The sequence below is a fragment of the Glaciecola petra genome, assembly GCF_031846345.1.
Classification (GTDB): domain Bacteria; phylum Pseudomonadota; class Gammaproteobacteria; order Enterobacterales; family Alteromonadaceae; genus Glaciecola; species Glaciecola petra.
This window is the reverse complement of record NZ_JAVRHX010000001.1, coordinates 1,218,725-1,232,200: the sequence shown is the minus strand read 5'-3', so window position 1 is coordinate 1,232,200 and position 13,476 is coordinate 1,218,725. Positions and strand designations below refer to the sequence as shown.

Sequence of the window (13,476 nt, the reverse complement as noted above, 5' to 3'; positions counted from 1 at the left end):
CACATTAAGCAAAGAGGAGTATAATTCCGGCGTTTTCCAATAGCGGATGAATATATGCAAACGCAAAAAGTGCCCATTATTACGGTAGACGGCCCAAGTGGAGCGGGTAAAGGTACGCTTAGTTGTATGCTTGCTGAGGCATATAAATGGCACTTTTTAGACAGTGGTGCAATATATCGAGTATTGTCTGTTGCAGCCTTACACCACGATATTAGCTTTTCTGATACAGCTGGATTGACCCCTTTGGCGTCGGGTCTTGACGTCACTTTTAGCGTAACAGAAGCAGGAAATCGCATCATCTTAGAAGGTGAGGACGTGACCGATGACATCCGCAGTGAAGAAGTCGGCGACGCCGCTTCGCAGATTGCTTCTATTCCCCTAGTAAGGGAGGCCTTATTGCGTCGTCAAAGAGCCTTTAGAGAGTTGCCCGGATTAGTGGCTGATGGGCGTGATATGGGTACGGTGGTATTCCCTGATGCAAATGTGAAGATATTTCTTATAGCGAGTGCAGAAATACGTGCTGAACGCCGATATCAACAGTTGAAAGCTTTAGGCCGAGATGTTAAAATCTCGCGCCTTTTGTCGGACATCCAAGCTAGAGACGACCGAGACCGTAACAGAAAAACGGCTCCTTTAATTGCTGCTAAAGATGCATTTGTACTCGATTCAAGTGACTTGAACATAAAGCAAGTGTTTGAAAAGGCTAAAAATTATGCAGACTCTAAATTATTTGGGTCTGTATATTAAAGAACGTTAAAAAGACCGAGTTTAGGATGAATTTGGTTACCTTAAATAACCCCGAGATTCTGGATTGAATTGTCGGACTACAAAAGAAATTTAAATTAATATGACTGAAAATTTTGCAGATCTTTTTGAAGAAAGCCTTCAACAACTAGAAACACGCCCCGGTGCCATCGTAAAAGGCACTGTCGTATCCATCGATAAAGACATTGTATTAGTTGATGCTGGTTTAAAATCAGAAAGTGCTATCCCTGTCGATCAGTTCAAGGCCTTAGACGGTTCTTTAGAAATTGCTGTTGGTGACTCTGTAGATGTTGCCCTTGATGCAGTTGAAGACGGATTTGGCGAAACTATCCTCTCTCGTGAAAAAGCAAAACGCCATGAAGCATGGGTTGAACTTGAAAAAGCTTACGAAGAGAAAGAAACGATCAAAGGTATTATTAACGGAAAAGTTAAAGGCGGTTTCACCGTTGAAGTTAACACCGTTAGAGCTTTCCTACCTGGCTCATTGGTTGATGTTCGCCCTGTACGCGACACTAACCACTTAGAAGGTAAAGAATTAGAATTTAAAGTAATCAAGTTAGACGCTAAGCGTAACAACGTTGTTGTTTCTCGTCGTGCGGTAATTGAAGCAGAAAGCAGTGCTGAACGTGATCAATTACTATCTAACCTTGAAGAAGGCGATGAAGTTAAAGGTATCGTTAAGAATCTTACTGATTATGGAGCATTCGTTGATTTAGGTGGTGTTGACGGCCTACTTCACATCACTGATATGGCTTGGAAGCGTGTTAAACATCCAAGTGAAATCGTGAATGTTGGTGACGAAATCAATGTTAAGGTGCTTAAGTTTGACCAAGAGAAATCACGTGTTTCTTTAGGAATGAAGCAAATGGGCAGCGATCCGTGGCAAGAAATTGCTGAACGTTACCCAGAAGGTGCTCGTTTAAGTGGTGCTGTCACTAACTTAACAGATTACGGGTGTTTTGTTGAAATTGAAGATGGTGTAGAAGGCTTAGTACACGTATCTGAAATGGATTGGACAAACAAAAACATTCACCCATCTAAAGTGGTTAATTTAGGTGATGTTGTTAATGTAATGGTATTAGAAATTGATGAAGAACGTCGTCGTATTTCTTTAGGCCTAAAACAATGCATTGATAACCCTTGGGAAACGTTTGCTAAGTCACATGAAAAAGGCGACAAAGTATCAGGTAAGATCAAATCAATCACTGACTTTGGTATCTTTATCGGTCTTGACGGCGGTATTGATGGATTGGTTCACCTTTCTGACATTTCTTGGCAGAAACAAGGCGAAGAAGCGGTTCGTGAATATAAGAAAGGTGACGAGATTGATGCCGTTGTCTTACAAGTCGACCCAGAGCGCGAGCGTATCTCTTTAGGTGTTAAACAAAATGAAGAAGATCCGTTCAATAAGTATCTGACAGATAACAAGAAAGGTGCTATTGTTAATGGAACTGTTATCGAAGCCGATGCTAAAGGTGTAACTGTAAACTTAGCTGAAGAAGTTGACGGATACATTCGAATTGGTGACCTAGCAAGAGAAAGAGTAGAAGACGCAAGTGAAGTAGTGAAAGTGGGTGATACCATTGAAGCTAAATACACGGGTGTTGACCGCAAAAATCGCGTAATTACCTTGTCGGTGAAAGCTAAAGACCAAGCTGATGAAAAAGAAGCTTTGGATAAAGTGAATAACCAGGCAGAAGATGCTGGCTTTGCAAACGCAATGGCTGAAGCATTTAAAGCTGCCAAAGGCGATTAATAGCAATTCGGAGCGGTTAGTCCTAACCGCTCCTTTATTCTTTCCTTTCTTTGGTTATCACAAAATCATTATTTAATACTCAACATCGATGGAGTGTAAAGTGACCAAATCAGAACTTATTGAACGTTTATCTTTAAAAACCGATGAATTACAAGGTCGTGAACTTGAGAATGCGGTTAAAGAACTTCTTGAACAAATGGCGCAAACTCTACAAAAGGGTGACCGCATAGAAATCAGAGGTTTTGGTAGTTTTTCATTGCATTACAGAGCACCACGTGTAGGTCGAAACCCTAAAACTGGCGATACTGTAGAGCTAAATGGGAAACATGTACCCCATTTTAAAGCGGGTAAAGAACTCAGAGATAGAGTGGATTTGTAGGTAGTTATACCCAAAAATAACCTTTTTTAGCTATTTTCAGATTGCGTATCTATATTGAAATATGAGCTAGTAGGCTTAGGAAGAGTATGAAAGGCATTGTTCTTTTTGTTATCGTTTTATTTATTTTATTACTTGCTATAGTGGTTGGAGCGCGGAATTCATCGTTAATTACTGTTGAATTGTTGGTTATTCAAACAGAAATGCGCTTATCAACCTTTATGATCTTTTCGTTATTTGCCGGTTTTTTTGTAGGTATATCCACAATACTGACGAAATACCTTGTTTTACGCTTACGCTTTGCCAATATGAAAAAACGACTAGATAAACTTTCCCTAGAAAAGTCCAAATAATGTTGGAACTTCTTTTTCTACTCCTTCCCGTTGCGGCTGCCTATGGTTGGGTAATGGGGCGCAATAGTTTAAGAAGTGCTCAACGCAAGCAAAGCTCAATACTTTCTAATCATTATTATAAAGGTCTTAATTTTCTGTTATCAGACGAACCAGATAAGGCAGTTGATACTTTAATCAAGATGATAAGTGTTAATAATGACACGATAGAAACACATATCGCTATGGGTAATTTCTTTCGTCACCGTGGTGAATTAGACAGGGCTATACGTGTCCACCAAAATCTTATTAGTCGAGATAATATAAATAAACGTCAAGAAGCATTGGCGTTAGTTGAATTGGGCACAGACTATTTATTAGCCGGTTTCCTTGAGAGAGCAGAAGGCGTTTTTATACAACTGCTTGAAAATGAAAAGCACTTTGCTATTGCGCAACAAAAGTTATTTAGTATTTATCAAGTCACTAAGGAATGGAATAAAGCGGTTGAATTAGCGGCTCGAAGTTTAAAAGTTACCCCAAACGATGAGCATTTGTATTTGCTTTTATCTCATTTTTATTGTGAACAAGCGTTGTTTTATATCGAAGATGACGATTTAGGGAAAGCACAAGAGACCTTAAAAAAAGCGGTTATGGTCGAAGGCAAACAAGTGCGAGCATGGTTAGAGTTAGGTAAACTCGCTGTAAAGCAAGGTGAATATAATCAAGCAATAGATTATTTAACTGAAGTACCAAAACGCGACATAGATTGGTTAAGCGAAGCTATTCCTTTACTCGAAAAAAGCGCCGGCAAAACAGGCAACTGGGAACAACTTGAAAAGTTATTGGAGCCTTATTGGCAAAAATGTGCATCGTCGTATATTGCTAAAGTAAATATCATAGCCCGCAATGGAGAAGTAGAGCCGGCAGTAGAGACATTGTTGGTGCAATTAAAACAACATCCAACTATGCGCGGATTTAAGAGCCTTTTATCGCTTTACCAAAAAATGATAAGCGATAAACGTACACAACGTAGTATTGATCATTTGCATGAGCTCATAGACAAACAGATTGCACAAAGACCCAAATACCGATGCCAAAGTTGTGGGTTTTCTGGACGACAATTGTATTGGTTATGTCCTTCGTGTAAAAAATGGTCTGTAATTAAACCTATTAAAGGTTTAGATGGAGAATAAATAATGGACGCACGGCCGGTTATCATAGCGTTAGACTATGACGACATCCAATTAGCTAAGCAATTCGTAAAGCAATTGAACCCTGAAAATTGTCGATTAAAAGTGGGGAAAGAAATGTTTACCCTGTTTGGTCCAGACTGGGTTAAATATTTAGTTGATTTAGGCTTTGATGTTTTTCTCGATTTAAAGTTTCATGATATTCCCAATACCGTAGCCAAAGCAATTACAGCTGCGGCAAAATTAAAGGTATGGATGGTTAATGTGCATGCTAGTGGTGGGCATGAAATGATAAAAGCGGCAAAACATGCATGTTTAGCATCTGAATCAAAACCATTATTAACTGCAGTAACTATTCTAACTAGTATGGATAAGGCTCAATTTGTTCCTATTTATGGGCAACAAGATATTGCTAAGAAAGTGCTTGATTTAGCAACAATTGCCAATCAATCTGGTGCGGATGGTGTGGTTTGTTCTGCGCAAGAGGCTTCTTTGCTGCGTGAAAATTTTAATCAGCAATTCAAATTAGTGACCCCAGGGATACGCCCAGTCGGCAGTGATGTAGGGGACCAAAAACGAATAACAACACCCGCTAAAGCGAAATTATTAGGCGTTGATTTTATGGTAATAGGGCGGCCAATTACGCAAGCTTCAGATCCAGTTAATGCTTTGAATCAAATATTGCAGTCGTTATAAAAAAGCACCCTAAAAGAGTGCTTTAAAATAACAAATAAATATCATCTAGCATTACATTGATAAAGCATCTAATGGTTCTGCATATTTTAAGTTCAATTGAGAACCCAAAGCATCAACAACTGCTTGATAAGTTATATATCCTTTGTGAACGTTAAGACCATTTAAAAGGTGAAGATTGTTTTGCATAGCTTGTTTTGCACCATTGTTCGCCAATGCCAAGCCAAATGGTAATGTGGCATTATTGAGGGCCATTGTTGAGGTTCGGGCAACACCACCAGGCATATTAGCTACACAGTAATGTACTACATCATCTATGATATAAACCGGATCTTGATGCGTTGTTGCTCTAGATGTCTCGAAACAACCACCCTGGTCAATAGCCACGTCGACTAGCACAGACCCCGCTTTCATATTTTTAATATGCTGTTTATTTAAAAGTTTAGGTGCCGCTGCACCTGGAATCAATACTGCACCTACTACCAAATCGGCTCTTGAAGAATAATATCCAATAGCGTCTTCTGTAGAATATACCGTTTTAATTTGTGAGTTGAATATATCATCTAACTCTCTTAAACGCGGTAAGGAGCGATCTAATATAGTGACGTCGGCACCCAAACCAACAGCCATTTTTGCAGCATTAGTGCCTACTACACCCCCCCCAATAATGAGGACCTTACCAGATGCTACACCCGGTACCCCACCCAATAAAGTGCCGCTTCCTCCATGTGCTTTTTCTAGATAATGTGCCCCAGCTTGAACCGACATACGTCCGGCTACTTCACTCATGGGCGCGAGTAATGGAAGCGCTCCTTTTGCATCAGTTACCGTTTCATATGCGACGCAGGTAGCGCCTGATGCAACTAATAGTTCAGTTTGCAATGGATCAGGGGCCAAATGAAGGTAAGTATAAAGAATTTGACCTTCTTTCAACATTTTACATTCACTAGCTTGAGGTTCTTTTACTTTCACAATCATATCAGCTTGATCAAAAATATCGCTTGCTTTACTTATAATTGATGCACCCGCTTGTTGATAAAGTTCATCGGTAAACCCGATAGCAGAGCCGGCATTTGACTCTACAATAACGCCATGCCCAGCATTCGTAAACTCATTAACAGCGGCAGGGGTCAAGCCAACTCTGTACTCATGATTTTTTATTTCTTTTGGTACACCTACTATCATATTTGCTTTACTCTCAAATAAAATTTTTTAAGAATTTTAAACCAAATTATTCTAAAAAAAATTTCGTTATTTTTTCGTAATCAGTATAATATGCTATATATAACAAATAATGCGGAATTATATATGGCAGTCGAAACGGCTAAAAACATAGATCGCCTTGATCGTCGAATCATGTTTGAACTACAAAGGAATGGGAAAATATCGAATGTCGCCTTAGCTAAAGCTGTTGGTTTGAGCCCAAGCCCATGTTTAGAAAGGGTTAAGAGGCTAGAGGCTCATGGTTATATAAGCGGCTACATGGCACAGTTAGATCCAAAGTTACTAGGTTCTGCGATGTTGGTTTTTGTCGAAATAACGCTGACCAAAACATCTGTAGATATATTTGCAGAATTTTCTGCTGCCGTGCAGCAATATGAAGATATTCAAGAATGCCATTTAGTCTCAGGTGATTTTGACTTTTTGCTTAAAACAAGAGTGTCCGATATGTCGAGTTATCGAGAGCTATTGGGAGATACATTACTAAAATTACCCGGCGTAAGTGCTTCAAGAACATATGTAGTAATGGAAGAAGTAAAACATACTTCTAGCATCAAAATTAACTTAAATTAAGCCGGACTAATATGCTAATCTTTAGGGTATTATGGGCAACAAAGACGACACAATGTAGTTTTATCACTAACATTGAATACGAACAAACTATTTAGAGAAACATTTATTTAATATGGCTCGATTATCTGGCATTCAGCGCATGATGGAAGTAGGCATGATAGTGTCTTGTGCTTTTGCGTTCTTTTTATTAGTTGCATTAGCATCATTCCATCCTGCTGACCCTGGATGGAGCCAGGCTGGTTTGCAATCTGATGTGCAAAATATTATGGGCCCCGTTGGTGCCTATTTGGCTGATGTTTTGCTATTTATTTTTGGCATAACAGCTTTTTTAGTGCCATTTGGTTTAGCTTTTATTGGTTGGTTTTCGTTTTTACATTTGAAAAATGTAATCGAGCTTGATTATCTAACCATCGCCTTAAGACTAATTGGTGTGATCTTCTTGGTATTTGGGTTTACTGGCATAGCGAGTATCAATTTTGACGATTTTTACACGGTTTCTGCTGGCGGTGCGATGGGAGATATTATCAGCGATGCTTTGATTCCACATTTTAGCTTTGTTGGTTCTGTGTTATTACTGCTTTGTTTTTTTTGCACCGGATTTACACTCGCGACAGGCATATCGTGGGTAAATTTGGTCGATACTATAGGCGCGTTGGTAAGCGCTAGCGCTCGTAAATTATATTCATTACCAAAAAAATTGGCACGCTTAAGCTTGCCTAAACCCAATGTGTCTTCGGTTCAAAATGATGAGTTTATAGATAATAAATTATCTAAGCATGGCCAATCAAGCTTTGGTTCACAAAGTAAATCTAACGAAGGGGTTCAAGTCACTAGTTTAAAACCAGAACCAGCGAAAAAGAAAACAGAAAGAAAAACGCCCACTATTAATGTGCCTGACGAGATATTTGAAAAGGTATTGAGCGATGATCCGTCAATAACAGAGCATGCTAATTTGAATAAGTCATCTTCTACTGAAGAAGAGACGAATAGCAATACTGATATTGCACCCTTACCATCATTTGATCTATTGCAACGGGCAAATAAACGAGAAAACCCAATAACAGAAGAAGAGCAACAACAAATAGCAAGGTTGTTGGAAGCAAAATTAGCTGATTTTAATATTGAAGCAAATGTAGTTGATGTATTGCCTGGTCCTGTAGTAACAAGGTTTGAACTTGAATTAGCGCCAGGGATAAAAGTCAGTAAAATAACCACCTTGGCTAAAGATTTAGCCCGAGCTATGCTGGCTAATTCAGTACGAGTGGTTGAAGTTATCCCAGGAAAGTCAGTGATTGGCTTGGAATTACCTAATAAACATAGAGAAATGGTTCGGCTAAGCGAAGTGATTAGCTGTGATGACTTTCAAAAAAATGATTCACCACTCACGATGGTGTTAGGTGCCGATATTAGCGGTAAGCCAGTAGTTGTAGATTTAGCTAGCATGCCGCATTTGCTAGTAGCTGGTACGACAGGTTCGGGGAAGTCTGTTGGTGTCAATGTCATGATCTTAAGTTTGCTTTATAAGTCTACGCCAGAAGATGTTCGTTTGATTATGATTGATCCAAAAATGCTTGAGCTTTCTGTGTATGAGGGGATACCTCATTTGTTGGCCGAAGTCGTTACCGATATGAAAGAAGCATCCAATGCATTGAGATGGTGTGTTGGCGAAATGGAAAGGCGCTACCGTTTAATGTCGGCCTTAGGCGTCAGAAATTTAAAAGGTTATAACCATAAAATACAAACTGCTAAAGATCATGGCGAACCAATTTTAGACCCATTATGGAAGTTTGAAGAAAGTATGGAGACAAGTGCTTCCGAACTAGAAAAACTACCTGCAATAGTCGTAGTTGTAGATGAATTTGCTGACATGATGATGATTGTTGGTAAAAAGGTTGAAGAGCTTATAGCCCGTATCGCGCAAAAGGCGAGGGCGGCTGGTATTCATTTAATATTAGCGACGCAGCGACCGTCAGTTGATGTGATTACAGGGTTAATAAAGGCAAACATACCTACTCGCATAGCTTTTCAAGTATCGAGTAAAATTGATTCGCGTACTATATTAGACCAACAAGGAGCTGAGTCGCTTCTTGGTATGGGTGATATGCTCTATAACCCACCGGGTACAAGTATAACTACTCGTGTTCATGGTGCGTTTGTGGATGATGATGAAGTTCATGCTGTTGTTGCAGATTGGAAAGCCAGAGGCGCACCTGACTATATTGATGAAATATTAAATGGGGATAATGGTGGAGAAGTACTTTTACCTGGGGAACAAGCTGAATCAGCTACAGGTGAAGAATATGATGCTGTATATGATGAAGCATTAGCCTTTGTGACAGAAACCAGAAAAGTATCTATCTCTAGTATTCAACGCAAGTTTAGGATTGGTTACAACCGCGCCGCCCGAATTGTTGAACAATTTGAACAAAATGGCGTCGTAAGTACGGCAGGTAATAACGGAAATAGAGAAGTTTTAGCTCCGCCTCTGATAAGGGATTGAATAACATGAGAACTAAAATACAACGAATGTTAACGCGCAGTGTGAGCACTTTGATGCTATTTACAGCGGTGCCTCTCGCCTATTCAAATATGAATATGATTGCGATTGATAATACGCTTAAAACAACCCAAGCTTCTGTTGATGATAAGTCACGTCTAAAAGATTTGTTAGCAAACTATGAGAATTTTCAAGCTAATTTCACTCAGACCATAACAGATTCGAATGGCGATGAACTACAAACGGCAAGTGGTACCATATTATTGGTTAAACCACAAAAACTGAGGTGGGAAGTGACGTTTCCTGAGGAGGCCTTACTTATTGCAGATGGCCAAACAGTATTTAGTATTGACCCATTCCTTGAGCAAGTGACGCTGTTAGAGCAGGACGATCTAACTAACAATAATCCCTTAATGTTGCTGACGACTAATGATGAAAGCCAATGGGAAAGGGTCGATGTCGTATTTAATAACGGTTACTTTGTTGTAAACTCAAAAGATGATAATGCGATGATTGTATCCGTGACCCTTAAATTTGATGATAATGCTTCGTTAACTAGGCTAATCTCAGAAGACCGTCAGCAACAAACAAATACAATCTCATTTACTCTTGTTGAACAAAATATCGTTTTGCCAAATGATATTTTTACCTATGATGTAAAACCCAGTTGGGTTATTGATGACCAACGAACAATCGCTCAGTAATGTTAAATGAACGTCCACTTGCCCATATATTACGCCCAAAAAATATAGAAGATTTTGTTGGGCAAGAACATCTTTTGGGTGAAAATGGTCCAATCAGAAACCTATGTGAGGCAAAACAACTTTGCTCGATGATATTGTGGGGACCTCCTGGTTGCGGTAAAACTTCATTAGTTAGTTTATTAGAGCACTATTGGGAGTTACCAATAGTGCACCTTTCAGCCATCAACAGTGGCGTGAAGGACATAAAAAATATTGTTAAAAATCAAACAGGTTTGTTTCAACAACAGCAAATTGTCTTTGTTGACGAAATACACCGTTTCAACAAAGCCCAACAAGATGCATTTTTACCCTACGTAGAAAACGGGGATATTGTATTGATTGGTGCTAGTACAGAAAACCCGGCCTTTTCAATCAATTCTGCTTTATTATCAAGAACACGGGTGTTTACTTTACGCGCCTTGTCAAAAGAGAATCTTAAGCAATTAGTTTACAAGGCCTTGGAATATTTATCTGCTTCCCAAAACGGCATATTTAAAATAGAAGAGGCTGCTTTAGCCTTACTGATTAATCAAAGTGCTGGGGATGCTCGTAAGTTATTGAGTAATTTGGAGGTTGCTGCTCAAATTACAAATCAAACACCGAGTAAACCAGTGAATAACAAGGCAGGTACTGAGCTTTTCAAAATTGACGCTAATATCATTGCCAAGGCTAGCGGGCAGTCTATCGCCAGCTTTGATAAAAATGGTGACCACTATTATGATATTTTGTCAGCGTTTCATAAGTCCGTAAGAGGTTCTAGTTGTGATGGTGCATTATATTGGTATGCACGATTATTAATAGCAAATTCAGATGTGACGCCCATTTGTCGACGTTTGCTGGCGATTGCATCAGAAGATATTGGAAATGCAGATCCTAGAGCTTTGCAAATTTGTTTAAATGCGTGGGATACATACCATCGCGTAGGTGCTGCAGAGGGTGAAAGGGCTATTGCACAAGCGGTTATTTATTCAGCGTTAGCAGCAAAGAGTAATGCCACATATGTTGCGTTTAAAAAAGCAAAACGCTTAGCTAGTGAGCACTCTCGCGCAGACGTTCCTGTTCATTTACGTAATGCGACAAGTAAGATTACTCAAGACTTAGGGCATGGCAAAGACTATCAATATGCGCACAATTATGAATTTTCTATTGCGCCAAACCAACAATATTTACCTGATGATGTAGAGCTTGAGCCATTGTATGAGCCAAGTGATAGAGGTTATGAGAAGCAATTGGCGGCAAAGATTGAATTTTTGAAGCAAGTACAAGCTCAAGGAAATAAAGTATGACGGTGCATATTTCTGCATATTTATATGTTGCTTTAGGCGGTTCTGTTGGAGCTTGCTTACGTTACTTTTTAACACAGCAAAGTACTAAATTATTTTCCGACAACTTTCCATATGGCATTTTATTGGTCAATGTCATCGGATCGTTTTTTCTTGGACTTTTATACGCATGGTTAGAGCAACACCCAAATATTTCTGATAACATTCGTCTTATATTTGGTGTAGGTCTTTTGGGCGCTTTAACTACATTTTCAACTTTTTCTCTTGATACAATAACGCTATTTATGCAGGGTGAAGTATTAAGAGCTATTGCCAATACACTAAGCAACGTAGTTTTATGTTTGTTAGGGGTGTATTTGGCCTTTATGATCGTAAAAGGATAAATAGTTTCATGTTAGATCCACGTTTATTGCGCAGTGATATAAAAAGTGTTGCAGCTTCACTTGCTAAAAGAGGTTTTGTTTTAGATGTTCAAGCCTATATTGAGCTGGAAGAAAAACGAAAACATTTGCAAATAAGCACTGAAGAATTACAAAACGAAAGAAAAGTGCGCTCAAAATCGATCGGAAAAGCAAAAGCTTCAGGTGAAGATATTCAACCATTATTAGCACAAATGGACGCAATTGGCAGCAAACTTGATGAAAGTAAGCATGCATTAGATAGTGTTCAAAATGCTTTAAATATTTTCCATCAAGAAACGCCAAATATACCTGACGAATCCGTACCAGAGGGTGAGGATGAAGACGATAACGTAGAGATCACTAAATGGGGCGTGCCAAAGTCTTTCAATTTTGAAGTTAATGACCATGCTGACGTAGCAGCCAAATTGGATAACGGATTAGATTTTGAAACAGCAGCTAAGTTATCAGGCAGCCGCTTTGTTGTGATGAATGGTGCAGTTGCGCGCATGCATAGAGCCCTAGCACAGTTTATGTTAGATGTGCATACTGAAGAACATGACTATCAAGAGGTATATGTTCCTTATCTTGTTAATTCAGATAGTTTATATGGTACTGGTCAGTTACCTAAATTCGGTGAAGATTTATTCCATACTAAGCCAGCGACCGAAGAAGGCCAAGGAATGTCGCTTATACCTACGGCAGAAGTTCCACTGACCAATATAGCCAGAAACAAAATCTTCGACGAGAATGAGCTGCCGATTAAAATGACGGCCCATACTCCTTGTTTTAGAAGCGAAGCTGGCTCATATGGACGAGACACTAAGGGCTTAATAAGGCAGCATCAATTTGATAAAGTCGAGATGGTCCAGTTAGTATTACCAGAAAATAGCATGAGTGCCTTAGAAGAATTGACCTTGCATGCTGAGGCTATACTACAAAAGCTGAACCTACCTTATCGAAAAGTTATTTTGTGCTCAGGTGATATGGGTTTTGGGGCATGTAAAACCTATGATTTAGAAGTTTGGTTACCTGCTCAAAATACATACAGGGAGATCTCGTCTTGTTCAAACATGGGGGATTTTCAGGCACGTAGAATGCAAGCAAGATACAAGTCTAAGGATATGAAAAAACCCGAGCTTTTGCATACCTTAAATGGCTCTGGGCTAGCTGTTGGCCGCACTTTGGTAGCAATCTTGGAAAATTATCAACAAGAAGATGGCAGTGTTCTTGTCCCGAATGCGTTAGTGCCTTACATGAACGGCGTTAAAGTTATACAGACTAGTTAATTACAAGCATTTAGCTGGTTTTGGCAAGCCAGCTATTTTTGTGGCGATTTTTGCGGGTCCTTTGGGAAACAAACGATAAAGATATCGACTATTTCCTTTATCAATGCCATAGCTTTGTTCCATAGCTTTTACTAAAGCCCTAATAGCAGGGCTGGTGTCGTATTTTAGATAAAATTCACGCACAAAATTGACCACTTGCCAACGTTCGTCTGTCATTTCTATATGTTCACGCTGCGCAATCAGTAAAGCAACATCCTCAGCCCAATCTTTGTGATCTAATAAGTACCCATTATTGTCGACTTGAATTAGTCGATTATTGACCTCGATTGTATTACCTGTAGACATATTTATTTCCTAATTACA

The 13,476-nt window shown here is 39.3% G+C and carries 14 protein-coding genes; 12 read left to right on the top strand and 2 right to left on the bottom strand.

Annotated elements, in window-relative coordinates:
• Positions 1 to 54: 54 nt before the first annotated feature.
• The 6 genes from cmk (at position 55) to pyrF (ending at position 5,112) form a co-directional block, all read left to right on the top strand.
• Positions 55 to 747, top strand: coding sequence for a (d)CMP kinase (cmk, locus tag RM552_RS05475; RefSeq protein ID WP_311367762.1), 693 nt, complete (start codon positions 55 to 57; stop codon positions 745 to 747).
• Between the two features lie 100 nt (positions 748 to 847).
• Positions 848 to 2,521, top strand: coding sequence for a 30S ribosomal protein S1 (gene rpsA, locus RM552_RS05470; RefSeq protein ID WP_311367761.1), 1,674 nt, complete (start codon positions 848 to 850; stop codon positions 2,519 to 2,521).
• A gap of 100 nt (positions 2,522 to 2,621) precedes the next feature.
• Complete coding sequence (gene ihfB / locus RM552_RS05465) at positions 2,622 to 2,900, top strand: integration host factor subunit beta (RefSeq protein ID WP_311367760.1); 279 nt, start codon at positions 2,622 to 2,624, stop codon at positions 2,898 to 2,900.
• A gap of 86 nt (positions 2,901 to 2,986) precedes the next feature.
• A complete protein-coding gene (locus tag RM552_RS05460) occupies positions 2,987 to 3,250 on the top strand; it encodes a lipopolysaccharide assembly protein LapA domain-containing protein (protein ID WP_311367759.1) in 264 nt (87 codons plus the stop codon).
• Positions 3,250 to 4,419, top strand: coding sequence for a lipopolysaccharide assembly protein LapB (gene lapB, locus RM552_RS05455; RefSeq protein WP_311367758.1), 1,170 nt, complete (start codon positions 3,250 to 3,252; stop codon positions 4,417 to 4,419). The genes RM552_RS05460 and lapB overlap by 1 nt, the downstream gene beginning before the upstream one ends.
• Positions 4,420 to 4,422: 3 nt before the next feature.
• A complete protein-coding gene (gene pyrF, locus RM552_RS05450) occupies positions 4,423 to 5,112 on the top strand; it encodes an orotidine-5'-phosphate decarboxylase (protein ID WP_311367757.1) in 690 nt (229 codons plus the stop codon).
• 51 nt (positions 5,113 to 5,163) lie between these two features.
• Here pyrF and ald read toward each other — a convergent pair whose 3' ends face one another.
• Entirely contained in the window at positions 5,164 to 6,294 is a 1,131-nt protein-coding gene (ald, locus tag RM552_RS05445) for an alanine dehydrogenase (protein WP_311367756.1), read from the bottom strand.
• A 123-nt stretch (positions 6,295 to 6,417) separates the two neighbouring features.
• On the opposite strand from ald, the gene lrp reads away from it, so the two are divergent.
• The 6 genes from lrp (at position 6,418) to serS (ending at position 13,113) form a co-directional block, all read left to right on the top strand.
• Complete coding sequence (gene lrp / locus RM552_RS05440; RefSeq protein ID WP_311367755.1) at positions 6,418 to 6,903, top strand: leucine-responsive transcriptional regulator Lrp; 486 nt, start codon at positions 6,418 to 6,420, stop codon at positions 6,901 to 6,903.
• Between the two features lie 112 nt (positions 6,904 to 7,015).
• Positions 7,016 to 9,403, top strand: coding sequence for a DNA translocase FtsK (locus RM552_RS05435; RefSeq protein WP_311367754.1), 2,388 nt, complete (start codon positions 7,016 to 7,018; stop codon positions 9,401 to 9,403).
• A 5-nt stretch (positions 9,404 to 9,408) separates the two neighbouring features.
• Positions 9,409 to 10,104 (top strand): outer membrane lipoprotein periplasmic chaperone LolA, encoded by a 696-nt coding sequence (gene lolA / locus RM552_RS05430; RefSeq protein ID WP_311367753.1) that lies wholly within the window; start codon positions 9,409 to 9,411, stop codon positions 10,102 to 10,104.
• Positions 10,104 to 11,429, top strand: coding sequence for a replication-associated recombination protein A (locus RM552_RS05425; RefSeq protein ID WP_311367752.1), 1,326 nt, complete (start codon positions 10,104 to 10,106; stop codon positions 11,427 to 11,429). The genes lolA and RM552_RS05425 overlap by 1 nt, the downstream gene beginning before the upstream one ends.
• An 8-nt stretch (positions 11,430 to 11,437) precedes the next feature.
• Positions 11,438 to 11,809 carry a fluoride efflux transporter CrcB gene (gene crcB, locus RM552_RS05420; RefSeq protein WP_311368282.1) on the top strand — a complete coding sequence of 124 codons (372 nt, stop codon included), beginning with the start codon at positions 11,438 to 11,440 and terminating at the stop codon, positions 11,807 to 11,809.
• Between the two features lie 8 nt (positions 11,810 to 11,817).
• Positions 11,818 to 13,113 (top strand): serine--tRNA ligase, encoded by a 1,296-nt coding sequence (serS, locus tag RM552_RS05415; protein ID WP_311367751.1) that lies wholly within the window; start codon positions 11,818 to 11,820, stop codon positions 13,111 to 13,113.
• Here the strand turns inward: serS and RM552_RS05410 are convergent, their stop codons facing one another.
• The gene (locus tag RM552_RS05410) at positions 13,114 to 13,458 is read right to left on the bottom strand and encodes a TusE/DsrC/DsvC family sulfur relay protein (RefSeq protein ID WP_311367750.1); all 345 of its coding nucleotides are present in this window, start codon (positions 13,456 to 13,458) and stop codon (positions 13,114 to 13,116) included.
• Positions 13,459 to 13,476: the final 18 nt, after the last annotated feature.